The following is a 16,605-nucleotide window of genomic DNA, read 5'->3' on the forward strand; positions in this document are numbered from 1 at the left end:
CTCTTTACTAAATAATTAAATTCAAAATGTCTCAGTTTACAGTATCACTTTTTATTTGATGACACAATTTTCTTAAGCACGCTGCCACGATTTGTAGTAACACGAACAAATAGAATTTGGTCTTTTATATTAGATAAGTTAAACTGAGATTTACCTTCTGTATTTTTGATATAACCTTTAATCGTTACATCTTCTAATACCATTCCTCTGATATCCATAATTTGAATAGATACATCTGAATCAAAATCTAACTCATAAGCAATATTCACTATATCTTTAAATGGTACAGGATATGCTTTGAAGTCAAAAGAATTATCAATCATATCTGTTATTCTATCTTTTTCACCTTCGTATTCAGTTTGCACACATACTTCAACATCAGCATAAGCAATTAAGTAGAAATCATCTAAACAGCCATTTTGTAATACACTATTCACCGGAATAGTAATAGTAGCTGTATTACCATCATCTGAAAAACTAGAGTACGCATATTCATTAGGATCTGTGGTCTTTACACAGACTCTCCTTTCTTTAGTGGTCATTTTTCGATTACCAGTTGATGTATCTTCACATGGAAAAGCTTCACAATCTAAATGCACATTTACATTACCTAATTCGAAATCGAAATCATCAGATAGCGAGTCGTCAACTTCGTAGGTCACAATAATGTCATTACCTTCTCTTACTAAGGTCACAGAACCGACTAACATTGCTAGAGAGTCTTCATCTGTAGGATCACAATCATTATCAGAATCTACATAAAGATCAAACGAATAGGTATTATAATTTCCAAATTGATCTTGTGTCTCAAGGTCTAAACCACCATTGGTCCATCCCCAATCATTCTCGTACAACTGATCTGAATCTAAGAAACACCATTCGTAATCGCCTCCTGGATCTGGTGCATAAGCATAGGCATCTTCATCAACGCAACAATCTACTATTTCTACTTTGAATTTGATTCCTACTTCACAACCAGTACCAATTCCGTAAGTATAAGTTAAACCGTGAACACCTTCTCCCAGAACAGTAGGATCAAAACTATAAATACCTTTATCATCTATTACTCCTGGTCCTGAATATACTCCACCCTCTGGCTGACCACCAAATAGTGGCACATTACCGCCTTGGAGACATATGATCTCTAATGTAGGGTGTGATATTTCAATATGTTTCTCATTAAGGATTAATGTAGCATTATATTGACAACCATTAGAATCGTAGAGACTTAATGTAATAGGAGAATCAAATACATCATAAGTAACACCATTTAAAGGCCATGTATACGTATCACCAGGACAAACCTCAGCTTCAACAACGATATCTTCAACTTCAGGATATTCATTAATAATCAATGTTGCAGTGTAAGGGCAGCCGTTATCGTCCAGTAAGTCTAGTACTACCGGAGAATCTGCTGCACTATAGCGTATATCTGTACCTGCCAAATCCCAAGTGTATAGAGTTCCGTAACATATAGTTACAGTTTCCTCAACATCTGGTGTCACTGGATAGGCAGTGACAGTTAGCACTGTTTTGTACGGACAGCCATTAATGTCAGTTCTGGAAATATCATACATTCCTACACCATATTCAATACCTTCGTAGTTATACGTTTCACCTTCACAAACTTCACCTGAAGCAGTATCGTCTGGTGTTACTGGATAAGCGGTAACTGTTAATACTGTTTTATACGGACAACCATTAGCATCTACTCGTGGAATGTCATAAGAGCCAACAGCATACTCGTTGCCTTCGTAATTATATGTTTCACCTTCACAAACTTCGCCTGAAGCGGTATCATCTGGTGTTACTGGATAGGCAGTAACGGTTAATACTGTTTTATACGGACAACCATTAGCATCTACTCGTGGAATGTCATAAGATCCAACAGCATACTCGTTGCCTTCGTAGGTATACGTTTCACCTTCACAAACTTCACCTGAAGCGGTATCGTCTGGAGTTACTGGATAGTTATTTACCGTAACTGTTGACGACACTTCCGGACATGAGCCTGAAGCCAGGAATGTATAAGTATACACATTCCCTACTGGTCCGCTCCAAATTCCGCCGCCATCTGCATTTCCGCCTAAGGCATTAAATAATTCATTATCTGTTGGTGTCACACCTTCGCAAACGGTTAATGTTCCATTTTCTCCTGGATCTGGTGCATCATCTTCTGAAATCGTTAAAGTCGCAGTATATGGACAGCCATTACTATCTGTTAAATTTAGGATCACTGGTGAATCTGCTATGGTGTATGAATTGTTATCTACTGACCATAGATATGAATCACCTTCACAAACCGTAACATCTGTAATAATATCTGGTGTCACAGGATATGCTGAAACCGTCAACACTGTAGTGTATGGACAACCATTAGCATCTACTTTTGGAATATCATAAGATCCAACTTCGTATTCCATTCCTTCATAAGTGAATTTATCACCTTCACAAACTTCGCCTGAAGCGGTATCATCTGGTGTTACTGGATAGGCAGTAACGGTTAATACTGTTTTATACGGACAACCATTAGCATCTACTCGTGGAATATCATAAGAGCCAACTGCATACTCGTTGCCTTCGTAGTTATACGTTTCACCTTCACAAACGTCTCCTGAGGCTGTATCGTCTGGAGTTACTGGATAAGCAGTAACGGTTAATACTGTTTTATACGGACAACCATTGCCATCTATTCTCGGAATATCATAAGAGCCAACAGCATACTCGTTGCCTTCGTAGTTATATGTTTCTCCTTCACAAACTTCGCCTGAAGCTGTATCATCTGGTGTTACTGGATAAGCGGTTACGGTTAGTACTGTTTTATACGGACAACCATTAGCATCTACTCGTGGAATGTCATAAGAGCCAACAGCATACTCGTTGCCTTCGTAATTATATGTTTCACCTTCACAAACGTCTCCTGAAGCGGTATCGTCTGGTGTTACTGGATAGGCGGTAACGGTCAACACCGTTTTATACGGACAACCATTAGCATCTACTCGTGGAATGTCATAAGATCCAACAGCATACTCGTTGCCTTCATACGTGTAAGTCTCCCCTTCACAGACTTCGCCTGAAGCCGTATCGTCTGGTGTGACTGGATAAGCAGTAACGGTTAATACTGTTTTATACGAACAACCATTGCCATCAACTCTTGGAATATCATAAGAGCCAACAGCATACTCGTTGCCTTCGTAGTTATATGTCTCTCCTTCACAAACTTCACCTGAAGCGGTATCGTCTGGTGCCACTGGATAAGCGGTAACGGTTAATACTGTTTTATACGAACAACCATTGCCATCTACTCGTGGAATATCATAAGAGCCAACGGCATACTCGTTGCCTTCGTAGGTATACGTTTCACCTTCACAAACTTCACCTGTAGCAATATCATCTGGTGTCACTGGATAGGCAGTTACTGTTAATACTGTTTTATACGGACAACCATTGCCATCTATTCTCGGAATATCATAAGATCCAACAGCATACTCGTTGCCTTCGTAGTTATATGTTTCTCCTTCACAAACTTCGCCTGAAGCGGTATCGTCTGGTGTCACTGGATAAGCGGTAACGGTTAATACTGTTTTATACGGACAACCATTGCCATCTATTCTCGGAATATCATAAGAGCCAACAGCATACTCGTTGCCTTCGTAGGTATACGTTTCACCTTCACAAACTTCACCTGAAGCGGTATCGTCTGGAGTTACTGGATAGTTATTTACCGTAACTGTTGACGACACTTCCGGACATGAGCCTGAAGCCAGGAATGTATAAGTATACACATTACCTACTGGTCCGCTCCAAATTCCGCCGCCATCTGCATTTCCGCCTAAGGCATTAAATAATTCATTATCTGTTGGTGTCACACCTTCGCAAACGGTTAATGTTCCATTTTCTCCTGCATCTGGTGCATCATCTTCTGAAATCGTTAAAGTCGCAGTATATGGACAGCCATTACTATCTGTTAAATTTAGGATCACTGGTGAATCTGCTATGGTGTATGAATTGTTATCTACTGACCATAGATATGAATCACCTTCACAAACCGTAACATCTGTAATAATATCTGGTGTCACAGGATATGCTGAAACCGTCAACACTGTAGTGTATGGACAACCATTAGCATCTACTTTTGGAATATCATAAGATCCAACTTCGTATTCCATTCCTTCATAAGTGAATTTATCACCTTCACAAACTTCGCCTGAAGCGGTATCGTCTGGTGTGATATTATATTCAGTAATAGTTAGTGTAGCTGTATAAGGACAATCATTGATGTCAGTTAAGTTTAAAACTACCGGAGAATCTGTTGCTGTATAGGTATTACCATCTACTGACCAAAAATATGAATCGCCAGAGCACACCTCAGCACTGTCATTTATATCATTAGTACCAGGCGGAGGACTTACTCCAGATACATTACCAGTACATTGGGTAGGATTCAGCGGGTCTTCACAACCAGTAGAGGGAATAACAGGAGTAATATCAATATTGAAATCAGTACCTTGATTATAAGTTAAAGTAAAAGAGCCAGATAGAGCTCCTCCACCCAAATTCCCTAGACATACGTCACTTGAAATAGATAATGCGTTTGGATCTGTAGCACTATATTGACCATTAGCTCCATTAATTGGAACTGTTACAGAATAAGTTCCATTTGATACACAAGATACTAATGGATCTTCAACATTAAGTGAGCAGATTACTACATCACTATCTCCGCATCCAAATCTTGCCTTAAAATTGTTTATAGCTAAATCACCATCGGCATCTTGATCCCATACTGCTAAATACATATTTGCAGGTTCTAAAAAATCTTCTCCTTCAATAGGTATAGTATTCCATGTACTTGAACTTTCAACACCACAGGCTATACGTTTAAGATCGCCACAATCTCCACTTAACTCTTGTCCATTAGCCGCCAAAGTAGTTCCTGCTTGATGAACATTTGAAGAATATAAAACCCATGCAATGTTGTCACCAGAATTGTCATTTATCTGAATTTCAAAACTTCCTGCAAATGCCCTAACATCAAAATTTAACCAAATAATAGGTTCTCCATTTGTCGGGTTTAAAGGAAATACTGTTGTTTGGGTACTTGGATCTACACATGGTATCCCAGAAATATCAATTTCAAATTGTGTAGCATCATAAACAGAATTATTATAAGGCATGATCTGAGATTGTGTCTCAGCAGAACTTCCACATCTAATAATACCGTTTGGAAATGCAGCATTAGGTGCGTCATCAATTGATCCACCTGGAAGCCATGTAGAGCCTTGAGTCCATCGCTGCGCACCTTCACAAGGTGTGTCATTTTGAGCAAAAGATAAATGGAAGCCAAATAGAAGTACGACCAGAAACGATACTCTTTTGAATACGATTTTTGGAGAAATAGCAAAGATGTTCATAATGTAGTTGATTTATTATAAGTTAAACCATCACATTATAGATTCTATATGTATAGAGAAGGGCTGATATATGCTACTAATCAACCTAAGATTAAAATGCTATTATAATACGTTAAGCTACTTAAAAGCAACTCGTTGTGGGGAGTATTTGATTAAATATATAAGTATTAAAAGCTTAGCTCACAATTAATTCGATTAACTGCCAAGTTTTACTGAGCAATGGTAAATAAAATCCGACAAACTCATTTTTAGGAACTTACAATTAAGTTTTTGATTTACATTATTTTGAATATTTTTAGAGCTTAATATTGTGCTATGAATATGAACCCTACTCTTGAAAATAAACGCGTAAGATTAAGTCCGCTTACACTTAATAATTACCAAAATCTCATTGATATAGCGCAAGAAAAAGATCTCATCTACTACTCTCCTAGCGATATTTCAACTTCGGAAAATTTAAAAGCCTATGTAGAGATTGCTTTGGAAGGCTATGAACAAAAAACAATCATTCCTTTTATTATATATGACAAGGACAAACAGAAATATGCAGGAAGCACACGTTTTGGATTGATTCATTGGAAAAATAAAGTCCTTCATATTGGTTGGACTTGGATTGGACATGAATTTCAAGCTACAGGACTTAACACACACATGAAATTTTTAATGCTCCAATATGCCTTTGAAACCTTAGAATTTGAAAAAGTGGAATTTAGAATTGACCAGCGTAATCTAAAGTCTAGAAAAGCCGTTGAAAAATTAGGCGCTACACTTGAAGGCATTCTGCGACAAGATACACTTATGAAAGATGGATTTCGACGAAATACCTGTTGTTATGGGATTTTAAAACCTGAGTGGGAGACAATTAAAGTCAGTCTCATGAACAAACTATAATGCTTTTTCAAAAGTCCATTTAAAACCATCGAATGAAAATACATTCATATCCAATACCAATGTAGTGTCTGTTAAGGTTGTAATACCAGCAATTCTAATTGTACCATCTAATGTTCCATCCTCATTATAAAATGCCTTTTTTAAAATTGGAATGCCATTATCGTTATCTTCAATGACATAATCATAGGTTTGATTTAATATACCTGTACCATCAGGATATGTATTATCAACAGCAATGACTATACTATTTTCAGTATCGAAAGTCCAGTAACGGTCGCCAATCTCAAAATCTGTATTTTCACCTCCAAATCCACCAAACTGGTTAATCATATTCCATGTTCCATGCAGTGGGTCAGTTATAACTGGCATTTCAGTTTCATCATTACTACAACCTAGGAATACTCCAAACATTAAAATAACTGAAAATCGTAATAGTAATCTCATGAAGCTAGTTTTATTAAACATAAGAAATAATATCCTAACGTTTTAAAAAATCTAATCTTTTATTTTCCAAAAATTGTCTTTCTAAATCGTTTATCACAGTCTACAACGCCTTATCTATATGAATTAGAGCTACTTTAAAATCTTGCTTTTGTGAATAATAATCGGCTTTAGCTGCATGATATAGATAAACTCTTTGTACTAAGTCTTCAGGGTTTAATTGTTTAAAATATGAATTAGTTTTTTCAAAATCTTTATTCTGAATACAAATCACACCATCGTTAATACATAAATTGGCATAGGTAGCAATACATATAATGCTTCATACCATTTTAAAATTTGGTTCCAATTGGTATATTCAAAATCTTTTGCTTTTAGACGCTCTGCAACTATAGCAGTTTTTGTAATGATAACTGGAAAAATAGTTGTTTACAATTATAAGACGCTTAGCGAATTAAAAAGGGGACAATTTTTTAAAACATTTTCCCCTTCAATATAAAACTTTTGGTAAAAAAAGATACTAATTGTAGCTCTCCAATTTCTTTTTTATCCATTCAGATACATCTCTGTAGTAACTTTCACTTAGCTCATCTTTTTGTTCATCCATTAATTTTAGTGCTTTTTGAAAAGAAGACTTCGCCTTCGTTTTATCTCCGATCTTATCATAGACATCACAAATATTAACAAACACTTTAACATCATTTGGTTTTTTATCTAATGCCATATGATATCCCACTAATGCAGTTTTATAATCCTCTACATCTCTAAAATCATTAGCTACAAAATTCAAATAAGATGCACTAGGTTCGTGCACATAACCAAATAACATCTTTCGCTTTTTATTAAATGCTTCTACTTGTGCTTTTAAATCACCTGAAGACGATTTTGATAGGTCTTCCATAATCTTCTGATCAGCAAAATAATTTCTACTCATACTCACTAATCCATCACAAAGTGAAGGACCAACAATTTGCCAATGATCAACGCGTTCAATTAAACGCGGTTCCCAAGCCAAGGATTCATTTGGATATTGTTTTATCAGCTTGTCAATACTATTAACATAACCTCCAAACTCTAACTCTCTTCTACCAACATCTCCATGAGACAAGTATAAGTACTTTCTAAAAACGGTATTATTCTTTAGCATTTTAGCTGCATTTTTTTCAATAATATTGTCTGTGTCACCAAAGGACGGACTTATACCAATGTAAGCATCAAACATATCCTTATTTTCACTGAATAACGTATTACTAACGAAGGCACCTCCCCAGGAATGTCCAACTATTGTTCGAAATCCATCAGTTCTGTAATTTTTCTCTATCAACGGAAAAACTTCCTTTTTCAAATGCTCCTGAAGTTCTGTGTTTTCTGGATTAAACTCTGATCCACGATTATCAGAAACAATACCAACAGCAATCATTGGCATTGACGCATAATTATCAACGGTATATCCAATATTTCCTTTGGCCATATTCCAAAACAAATCAGATTGTGCGTCGAGTATATAAACCACAGCAAAGTTTGATATGGTGTCGTTTTTATAGCGTTGAGGGAGAAAGACTCTTACTTTTCGTTCTTTGTTAAATACTTCGGAATTGATAACATGTTCGATGTTAGATGAATCTTGAGCTTCAACTTGAATTGTTGAAAAAGCGATGCATAAAATGCAAATGGTTTTTAATAACTTCATAATTTTGATTTTGATGATAGGTATTATTTTACATAAGCATTTTAGTTGATGGTTATATTAAAGATGAGCCTTTAGTAATATTGTTACAGTTAGCATCTGTAACAAAAAAAGCACAACTATCAGGATAAAACCCAATAGCAATGCTTTAAATATAAATAATAAGTTGTATTAACTTGTTTTCTGTAACGTTTTATTCTTTTCTTTTAGAATTGCTAATTGCTTTTCAATAAATGTAATGGCTTGCTCTGTTTTGTAACTTGTTTTAGAAGCAAAGTCATCAAATTTTTCTATAAATTTTTCTTTACCAGAAGCTGCAGCTTTAGAGACGTCCTCTTTAACTTCTGTAAAATCTTTAACGATTTGGTTTTTAATATCCTTACCTTCTTTTTTAAGTTTATCTCGTGTTACGCTCCCTTTTTCAGGTGCTAACAACACACCAGCTGTTGCGCCTAATAATACACCTAACACTATTGCTCCTTTATGAATCATGACCTGTATTTTTAAAATTAATTTGTTTACTATATGAGTCTATCAAATTACAAAATTGTTACAAACAAATTCATAATCAATGATTTAAACTTTAAGCACAGAAAACATAAGTAAAGCTTTATTTATGAAATAAGATTTTTAACAATAGCTTTAACAGGAAGAATTTCTTTAGTATGTTCAATGCTCGGTCCAGCCACCCAAACTGTTTTATAGGTTGCTTTTTTAGCGGCTTTCTCAGTGGCTTTCATTCCAATGGAGAAACGCACCATTTTAACCCATTTTTTAAGCTTTCGATTTTTATTGAGTAGATTTTCAATCCAGGTGGCTTTGGTTCCTATTTTTTGAACATAAGGTGTATTAATCACTGTACACGGTGTTCCGGAGATACGCTCAGTCATGACGATATCCTCTGCTCCATAGTCTACACAAGCTTGCTTATAGTCATCGGTTACACCAGCTTCAACAGAGGCAATGAACGGACTTCCAACAGACACACCTTCGGCACCATATCCTAACATTTTGTCAATATCTGCCTTGCAACCCACACCACCAGCAGAAATAACAGGAATAGATAAATTATCATTTAATTCCTTGATTAATGCTTCTGGAGATAAATTTCCACGGTGACCACCAGCCTCATTATTTACAGCAATGGCTGCATCTGCTCCTAAACTTTCAACTTTTTTAGCAAAGCGAAGATCAGTGACATCACAAAATACTTTAATGCCAACAGCATGTGCCTGATTAATGGTTTCCTCAGGACTTCCGAGAGATGTAATAATAAAATCACAACCTTCTTCACATAGCACTTCTAATTGCCCTTTGTATTTAATATTTGATTTATTGACTATCAAATTAAAACCAAATGAGCCACCTTCTACTTTATTAGCCTTAAGTGTTCTTATAGCATCACGCAATTCATCTAATGTTCTGTAATTTAAAGCAGGAATACAACCTGCAATTCCTGCATTCATAGCCTCAGTAACCATTGCTACATTAGATACTAAAAACATTGGCGCTTGAATGATAGGGTATTTAATATTGAGAAGTTGAGTGAGCTTAGTGTCCATGAATATCAAATTGATTTTAGCAAATATAATAAAATATTATGCACGCATAACATCTGATTGATTAGCAATGTAAAAAAGAGTTGTATCTGATATATATCATTGCAGCAACTACCTCTATAATATATATTTAAGCTGAAAATCATAAAATATGAAATCATGAAAAAATCGGCTATGATTATACTCCTACTTGCATTAAGTAGCCAGGTATATTCTCAAATTGTAAAACTTCCTGAAGTAATCATTACTGCGGTAAATTATAAATATTTAAACGCAGTTGATTCTGCAGAGAATTCGCTGACAGTACAAATGTTAGAAGAGAAAGTTGCCATGTTCGATCTTAAGGGTTATGAACTTTATAATGATGAATATGACACACATTACGTAACATTTTATATTCCAGATGGAAAAATTCTTGCAGCTTATGACAAAAACGGTAAGCTTATTAGAACCATTGAGAAATTTAAAAATGTAAAACTTCCTAAAGCAGTACAAAATGCTATTGCTAAACGCTTTCCAAATTGGTCTGTTGTTAGCGATGTGTATAAGGTAAGCTTTCATAAAAACAACGATGTTGCCAACAAGCAGTACAAAGTACGACTTGAAAATGGTGACAAAAAAATGAAAGTGAAACTGGATGAACAAGGAAACTTTCAGTAGTACTCTTTAAGCAGTTAAAAAAGTCCAGTAATATTCTTACTGGGCTTTTTTTTATGTATTCAATCATGAAATCTGTAATACGCACATTTTAGGTAAGCTCCTTCCTGAAATCCAATAGGATGATCCACATCATGCTGTGTTTTCTGCTCTATGGAAAAAGAACGTTTGGTCGATTTTAATGCTTGCTCATTAATATCATAGAATGAAGAAGCAGTTACTCTAGAGGAGCAAGACGCCAATACTAATAAACCTTCTCTGGCTGTGAGCTGCTCTCCTAATCTTGCTAGTTGCGCATATTTCTTTTTTGCTAATTGAATTTCAGATTGTTGCTTTGCAAAACTTGGTGGATCAATGACAACTACATCAAATCGCTTTTTTTCTGAAATGAGCTGTTCTAAAATTTTAAAGGCATCTCCTGCTATAGTATTATGGACTCCAGAATAGACATTTAGTCTTCCATTGTCTTTTGCAATTTCAAGAGCTTGCTTGCTTATATCCAAACTTGTCACTTCTTTTGCTCCATTAGCTAAGGCATGCACCGAAAAACCGCCAGCATAAGAAAAGACATCTAAAACGGTTTTTCCCTTACTTAACAATCCAACTTGCCTTCTATTCTCTCTGTGATCTAAAAAGTAGCCTGTCTTGTGTCCTTTAATTACATTGGCTGAAAACTTTACGCCATGTTCGACAAACTCAACGACCTCATTGTCCAGACTTCCATAAACCACTTCTCCGTCTTTTAATTCATGAGCTGAGGAGTTTTGTAACCCACGACTCAATCGCAATACCACTGTTTTACAGTGTGAGGTTTCAATTAAGCTTTCCAGAATAGTTTTTAGGTCAGACAACCAAATTTCAGAATAAAGTTTAACCACTAAAACCCTATCATAGACATCAGCAATGAGAGAAGGAAAACCGTCATTCTCCCCAAAGATCAATCGATAACTATTCGTGTCTGTTGCTAAAAGTGGTACTCGTTTTTTATATGCATTCTGAATTTTCCGAAGAAAAAACTCATCATTAATTGTTACTGATCTACTGTCATTGTAAATCATCTTGATACGAATTGGCGAGTTGCCATCATATAAACCAATACCAATCATGGTATTCTTTCGCTTTCCGAAAATTATAGCTAAATCACCTGTTTCAGCATCATTATTAATCTTAGTGATACTATCAGAAAACACCCAAGGATGACCTTGTTGCACATAGTTTTCACCCTTTGCAGTAAGTTTTACGGCCAGACGTTTTTGCTTAATCGAAGTTTCAATGGTAGACGAAAAGTTCATAGGTGCAAAATAGCAGGATTTTAATAATTATTATGAGTATGCATAAAAAAAGCGCGATTAAAAATCGCGCTTTTTTATATTTCTTTATTATTTATCTATGCATTTGCTTTTTGCTTACTTGAAGCTAAGGCATATATTACTAAACCAAAACCAATTTTGTTGATTGCATCTGCGATGTTATAGGCAACATCAACACTTCCAGATCCAAGTATGCTTGTATACCATCCGTCTGTTCCCAGCATATATCCTAAAGGATAGATTGCCCATCCAACTAATACAAACCAACATAATATTTTATGTGCTTTTAGTATTTCTCCTCCTGCGGCAACAGCCAATTTTTTAGCGCTTCCTAACCAAATTTCATACACAATGTAGAAGTAAGCCAATCCAGAGATACCACCCCAAAGAGCTGCCTGATCTGGATATACAGCCTCTCCAAAGTATCCGGTTACTAACATGATTACAGAAAATAAGATCATTTTCCACATCAATGATTGTTTAGCTCCAGCCACTTTAAGAATTAAGTAAAATTCCACACACATCAACGGTACAGTTAAAATCCAATCTACATATCTGAAAAATGTAGGTGATTCCATATTTGCCGCCCAATAATCTCTCATGTAGAAGTAGTGTACAGCAGCAATGAATGTAATTAAACCAGAGACGAGCACCGAAGTGCGCCATTTTCTATCAAATTGGTTAAGAGATAAAAAGAAAAACGCTGAAGCAGCCATCATAGCCATACAGCCTACAAAAAATGTGAACCCAACATAATCAGAAGGATCCATTTTTGTAGTAACGTCAGTTAGAAGTAAAAGAGTTTTCATAACGATTTTTTTTTGTTAATTATTTTTTTGTTTAATCAAATTTAAACATTGTTAAACAAAATTATTTTATTTTTAACAAAATTTTTAGTTATTAATTATTAATCTTGCAAATAATTATGTATAAAATTTATAATCTTTCAATAGTTCTTAGTTTTTTCGGTTTATGGGTGACATCCCTATTTCCGGGAGAGCTTGAAGTTGTTTTAGGATTTATTTTTATTTTCTCTTTTGGTATTTTGCATGGATCCAACGATATTTTACTTATTAATTCTATGTCAAACCCTAAAACCAGATTTCCAATGTTCAGGGTTTTATTCACGTACATCATAATTGTTTTAGCAGCTGTAGTTGTATTCTACTTTTTACCTTTGTTGGGGTTGATACTTTTTGTCCTTTTTAGTGCATTTCATTTTGGTGAACAGCATTGGGAACACAGAACATTATCCATTTCTAAAGGCTTGAAACAACTCCTTTACATACTGTACGGACTGTTTGTATTACAGTTATTGTTTGTATTAAATCCTGATGATGTGATTGAGGTTGTTCAATCTATTTCTGGATATATTTTGGAAGAATCTTTGATTCTTTACTCATTTATTAGCAATAGCATTGCGCTGTTGGTATTAATCATTATTTTATTATTGAAATCGGAGGTGTTTAAAAATAGTTTGATAAAGGAACTCCTTTATTTAATGGTGTTTACTATTATATTCAAAGTATCAACACTTATTTGGGGCTTTACTATTTATTTCATTCTCTGGCATAGTGTGCCCTCTCTTTATGAGCAGGTTGGTTTTATTTATGGAACATTCAACAAAAAAAATGTATTGAACTATTGCAAAAAAGCACTTCCCTATTGGATTATATCACTTGTAAGCATAGCATTGGTCTATGTATTATTTAAAGAGAGAGCTATGTTTTATGCTTTGTTTTTTTCATTTATCGCTGCTGTAACATTTCCACATGCATTAGTGATCAATAAAATGTTTAGTCATAAAACATAAAAAACGCAACCATTTCTGATTGCGTTTTTTAAATGTTAAGTAATTATTCTTTGGATTCCTCGACTTCGCTCGGAATGACAATTCAATTTATTTTACTTCTTCAAAGTCTATACTTCGACTTCGCTCAGTACAGGCTTACTTGACTTCTTCGAAGTCTACGTCTTCCACATCATTTCCTTCTGCTTGTTCGTTCTGACTTGCATCTGGTCCTGGTGCTTCTGCTCCACCTTGTTGCGCTTCTGCTTGTGCTTTGTACATTTCTTCAGAAGCCACTTTCCAAGCTTCATTAATTTTTTCTAAAGCAGGCTCTATAACAGCAATGTCTTTAGATTCGTAAGCTTTCTTCAATTCTTCAAGCGCTTCTTCAATTGGCTTTTTCTTATCGTCTGATAGTTTATCACCAAATTCTTTAAGCTGATTCTCTGTTTGGAAAATCATAGCATCTGCCTGATTTAATTTATCAGCCGTTTCTTTTGCCTTAGCATCAGCTTCAGCATTAGCTTCTGCTTCTTGCTTCATCTTTTGAATTTCCTCTTCAGTCAAACCAGAAGACGCTTCAATACGAATATCCTGAGATTTTCCTGTAGCTTTATCTGTAGCAGATACTTTAATGATACCATTAGCATCAATATCAAAAGTTACCTCAATTTGTGGTACACCTCTTTGTGCTGGTGGAATTCCATCTAAGTGAAAACGACCAATAGTTTTATTATCTGCTGCCATAGCACGTTCTCCCTGTAATACATGGATCTCTACTGATGGCTGATTATCTGCTGCTGTTGAGAATACTTGTGATTTCTTAGTTGGAATTGTTGTATTCGCTTCAATTAACTTTGTAAATACATTACCCATTGTTTCGATACCAAGAGATAATGGTGTTACGTCTAATAATAGTACGTCTTTCACATCACCTGTTAATACACCTCCTTGAATTCCTGCTCCAAGAGATACAACTTCATCAGGATTTACACCTTTACTTGGTGATTTTCCGAAGAACTTCTCTACGGCTGCCTGAACTGCTGGAATACGTGTAGAACCACCTACTAAGATCACTTCATCAATATCACTCTTAGATAAACCTGCTGCTTTTAATGCAGACTCACATGGCTCGATCGTACGTTTTACTAAATCGTCAATTAACTGCTCAAATTTTGAACGCGTTAATGTTCGTACTAAGTGTTTTGGTCCACTAGCAGTAGCTGTTACATATGGTAAGTTGATTTCTGTTTGTGCAGAAGATGATAATTCGATCTTCGCTTTTTCAGAAGCTTCTTTTAAACGTTGTAAGGCCATTGGGTCTTTACGTAAGTCGATACCTTCTTCAGAATTAAACTCATCTGCCAACCAATTAATGATTTTTTCATCAACATCGTCACCACCTAAATGCGTATCTCCATCTGTTGATAATACTTCAAATACACCATCTCCTAATTCAAGAATAGATACATCATGTGTACCACCACCAAAATCAAATACGACGATCTTTTGGTCTTGACCTTTTTTATCTAAACCATAAGCTAAAGCTGCAGCTGTTGGCTCATTAATAATACGTCTCACTTTAAGACCTGCAATTTCACCAGCTTCTTTAGTTGCCTGACGCTGAGAATCATTAAAGTAAGCTGGCACAGTAATTACTGCTTCGCTAACAGATGTTCCTAAATAATCTTCAGCAGTTTTCTTCATTTTCTGAAGAATCATAGCCGATAATTCCTGTGGTGTATACAAACGACCATCAATGTCTACACGTGGTGTATCGTTGTCACCTTTTACCACTTTATATGGTACACGTTCTGCTTCTTTTTTAGACTCAGAATATTTGTTTCCCATAAAACGTTTAATCGAATAAACTGTTTTTGTTGGGTTAGTCACTGCTTGTCTTTTTGCTGGGTCACCAACCTTAATTTCACCACCTTCAACAAAGGCAATAACTGAAGGCGTAGTTCTTTTACCTTCAGCGTTTGGGATTACTACTGGCTCGTTACCTTCCATTACAGAAACACAAGAGTTCGTAGTTCCTAAATCGATTCCAATAATCTTACTCATAATTGTATATTTAATTTTTCTATTTCCTTTACTTCGGAAATGTTATGTTCATTTTAAATTCGTAATCTATATGTCAATGATTATGCCATGACAAAAAATATGACATCATGTCACAAACAATTCATATCATTCATAAAAAAATGTCTACCTTTAAATAGTTACATACTAATATCAACCCTCTACAAACAATGTCAGACTACTATAAGGTTAACTATGATTTTATGCGTTCTTTGTATCCTATTTCAAAGAAAACCTATGACAAACTTTATGCTATTGCCGAATTAAAAGAATTCCAAGCGGGTACAAAATTGGTAGATCTGGGTGAAGTAAGTCGTAAACTTTTTCTCATAAACAAAGGCGTATTGCGCTCGTATCTCATCTTGGAAAATGGTAAGGAATTGACAAAAACACTGTTCACTCCTACTGAATTTTTTGCGTCATTTACCTCAATGCTCACAAATAAACCCTCTGAATTTGTTTATGAAACACTGACCGATTGTGATATTTATGAGATCAATTATGAGGCATTCATGAATTTATGTGCTACTAATTCTGAAGTTTTAAAATTTTATTCTAAATATCTTGAATTTCTGTTTATTGCTGGAGAAAGTATGTTTATTGAGATTTCATCTATGAATGCTAGTGAACGCTATCTTAAGTTAAAAGAACGCATTCCCAATATTGACCAACTCATCCCTCAATACCAAATTGCATCATTTCTCAACATTACACCTGTACAATTAAGTAGAATACGTTCAAAACTGTATTGATTTTATATTTTGCATGTAAG

Annotated in this window: 12 protein-coding genes; 4 read left to right on the forward strand and 8 right to left on the reverse strand. The window is 35.2% G+C overall.

The window, feature by feature from the left end:
- Positions 1–44 precede the first annotated feature (44 nt).
- Positions 45–5,414, reverse strand: a complete 5,370-nt coding sequence (locus tag Q0951_RS05915) for a T9SS type A sorting domain-containing protein (protein ID WP_299335396.1) — start codon at positions 5,412–5,414, stop codon at positions 45–47.
- 315 nt (positions 5,415–5,729) lie between these two features.
- Here Q0951_RS05915 and Q0951_RS05920 point away from each other — a divergent pair, with 315 nt between their 5' ends.
- Positions 5,730–6,305, forward strand: coding sequence for a GNAT family protein (locus tag Q0951_RS05920; RefSeq protein WP_299335398.1), 576 nt, complete (start codon positions 5,730–5,732; stop codon positions 6,303–6,305).
- Here Q0951_RS05920 and Q0951_RS05925 read toward each other — a convergent pair.
- From Q0951_RS05925 to Q0951_RS05940, 4 genes are all read right to left on the reverse strand, one after another.
- Positions 6,300–6,749 carry a hypothetical protein gene (locus tag Q0951_RS05925; RefSeq protein ID WP_299335400.1) on the reverse strand — a complete coding sequence of 150 codons (450 nt, stop codon included), beginning with the start codon at positions 6,747–6,749 and terminating at the stop codon, positions 6,300–6,302. The genes Q0951_RS05920 and Q0951_RS05925 overlap by 6 nt on opposite strands.
- 517 nt (positions 6,750–7,266) lie before the next feature.
- Entirely contained in the window at positions 7,267–8,436 is a 1,170-nt protein-coding gene (locus tag Q0951_RS05930; RefSeq protein ID WP_299335401.1) for an alpha/beta hydrolase-fold protein, read from the reverse strand.
- 168 nt (positions 8,437–8,604) lie between these two features.
- A complete protein-coding gene (locus Q0951_RS05935) occupies positions 8,605–8,925 on the reverse strand; it encodes a YtxH domain-containing protein (protein ID WP_299335403.1) in 321 nt (106 codons plus the stop codon).
- Positions 8,926–9,047: 122 nt separating this feature from the next.
- Entirely contained in the window at positions 9,048–9,995 is a 948-nt protein-coding gene (locus Q0951_RS05940; protein ID WP_299335405.1) for a nitronate monooxygenase, read from the reverse strand.
- Between the two features lie 156 nt (positions 9,996–10,151).
- Between Q0951_RS05940 and Q0951_RS05945 the strand changes: the two genes are divergently transcribed.
- On the forward strand, positions 10,152–10,652 hold the full coding sequence (locus tag Q0951_RS05945) for a nicotinate-nucleotide adenylyltransferase (RefSeq protein WP_299335407.1): 501 nt from the start codon (positions 10,152–10,154) through the stop codon (positions 10,650–10,652).
- Positions 10,653–10,711: 59 nt separating this feature from the next.
- Here the strand turns inward: Q0951_RS05945 and Q0951_RS05950 are convergent, their stop codons facing one another.
- Together Q0951_RS05950 and Q0951_RS05955 are read right to left on the reverse strand one after the other, a co-directional pair.
- Positions 10,712–11,941, reverse strand: a complete 1,230-nt coding sequence (locus Q0951_RS05950; protein WP_299335408.1) for a class I SAM-dependent rRNA methyltransferase — start codon at positions 11,939–11,941, stop codon at positions 10,712–10,714.
- A 95-nt stretch (positions 11,942–12,036) separates the two neighbouring features.
- Positions 12,037–12,768: a bacteriorhodopsin-like gene (locus Q0951_RS05955; protein WP_299335410.1), complete on the reverse strand. Its 732-nt coding sequence runs from the start codon at positions 12,766–12,768 to the stop codon at positions 12,037–12,039.
- 116 nt (positions 12,769–12,884) lie between these two features.
- Here Q0951_RS05955 and Q0951_RS05960 point away from each other — a divergent pair, with 116 nt between their 5' ends.
- The gene (locus tag Q0951_RS05960) at positions 12,885–13,772 is read left to right on the forward strand and encodes a Brp/Blh family beta-carotene 15,15'-dioxygenase (protein ID WP_299335412.1); all 888 of its coding nucleotides are present in this window, start codon (positions 12,885–12,887) and stop codon (positions 13,770–13,772) included.
- Positions 13,773–13,907: 135 nt separating this feature from the next.
- Here Q0951_RS05960 and dnaK read toward each other — a convergent pair whose 3' ends face one another.
- Positions 13,908–15,815 carry a molecular chaperone DnaK gene (dnaK, locus tag Q0951_RS05965; protein WP_299335414.1) on the reverse strand — a complete coding sequence of 636 codons (1,908 nt, stop codon included), beginning with the start codon at positions 15,813–15,815 and terminating at the stop codon, positions 13,908–13,910.
- Between the two features lie 188 nt (positions 15,816–16,003).
- On the opposite strand from dnaK, the gene Q0951_RS05970 reads away from it, so the two are divergent.
- Complete coding sequence (locus Q0951_RS05970; RefSeq protein WP_299335416.1) at positions 16,004–16,585, forward strand: Crp/Fnr family transcriptional regulator; 582 nt, start codon at positions 16,004–16,006, stop codon at positions 16,583–16,585.
- Positions 16,586–16,605 lie beyond the last annotated feature (20 nt).

Origin of the sequence: uncultured Psychroserpens sp. (assembly GCF_947501425.1) — a bacterium.
Lineage (GTDB): Bacteria > Bacteroidota > Bacteroidia > Flavobacteriales > Flavobacteriaceae > Psychroserpens.

Excerpts from the sequence above, each read along its gene's own strand:
- Q0951_RS05930 (WP_299335401.1), bottom strand. The coding sequence starts at position 8,436 with ATGAAGTTATTAAAAACCATTTGCATTTTATGCATCGCTTTTTCAACA.
- Q0951_RS05960 (WP_299335412.1), top strand. The coding sequence starts at position 12,885 with ATGTATAAAATTTATAATCTTTCAATAGTTCTTAGTTTTTTCGGTTTA.
- Q0951_RS05925 (WP_299335400.1), bottom strand. The coding sequence starts at position 6,749 with ATGAGATTACTATTACGATTTTCAGTTATTTTAATGTTTGGAGTATTC.
- Q0951_RS05915 (WP_299335396.1), bottom strand. The coding sequence starts at position 5,414 with ATGAACATCTTTGCTATTTCTCCAAAAATCGTATTCAAAAGAGTATCG.
- Q0951_RS05970 (WP_299335416.1), top strand. The coding sequence starts at position 16,004 with ATGTCAGACTACTATAAGGTTAACTATGATTTTATGCGTTCTTTGTAT.
- dnaK (WP_299335414.1), bottom strand. The coding sequence starts at position 15,815 with ATGAGTAAGATTATTGGAATCGATTTAGGAACTACGAACTCTTGTGTT.
- Q0951_RS05940 (WP_299335405.1), bottom strand. The coding sequence starts at position 9,995 with ATGGACACTAAGCTCACTCAACTTCTCAATATTAAATACCCTATCATT.
- Q0951_RS05920 (WP_299335398.1), top strand. The coding sequence starts at position 5,730 with ATGAATATGAACCCTACTCTTGAAAATAAACGCGTAAGATTAAGTCCG.
- Q0951_RS05950 (WP_299335408.1), bottom strand. The coding sequence starts at position 11,941 with ATGAACTTTTCGTCTACCATTGAAACTTCGATTAAGCAAAAACGTCTG.
- Q0951_RS05945 (WP_299335407.1), top strand. The coding sequence starts at position 10,152 with ATGAAAAAATCGGCTATGATTATACTCCTACTTGCATTAAGTAGCCAG.
- Q0951_RS05955 (WP_299335410.1), bottom strand. The coding sequence starts at position 12,768 with ATGAAAACTCTTTTACTTCTAACTGACGTTACTACAAAAATGGATCCT.
- Q0951_RS05935 (WP_299335403.1), bottom strand. The coding sequence starts at position 8,925 with ATGATTCATAAAGGAGCAATAGTGTTAGGTGTATTATTAGGCGCAACA.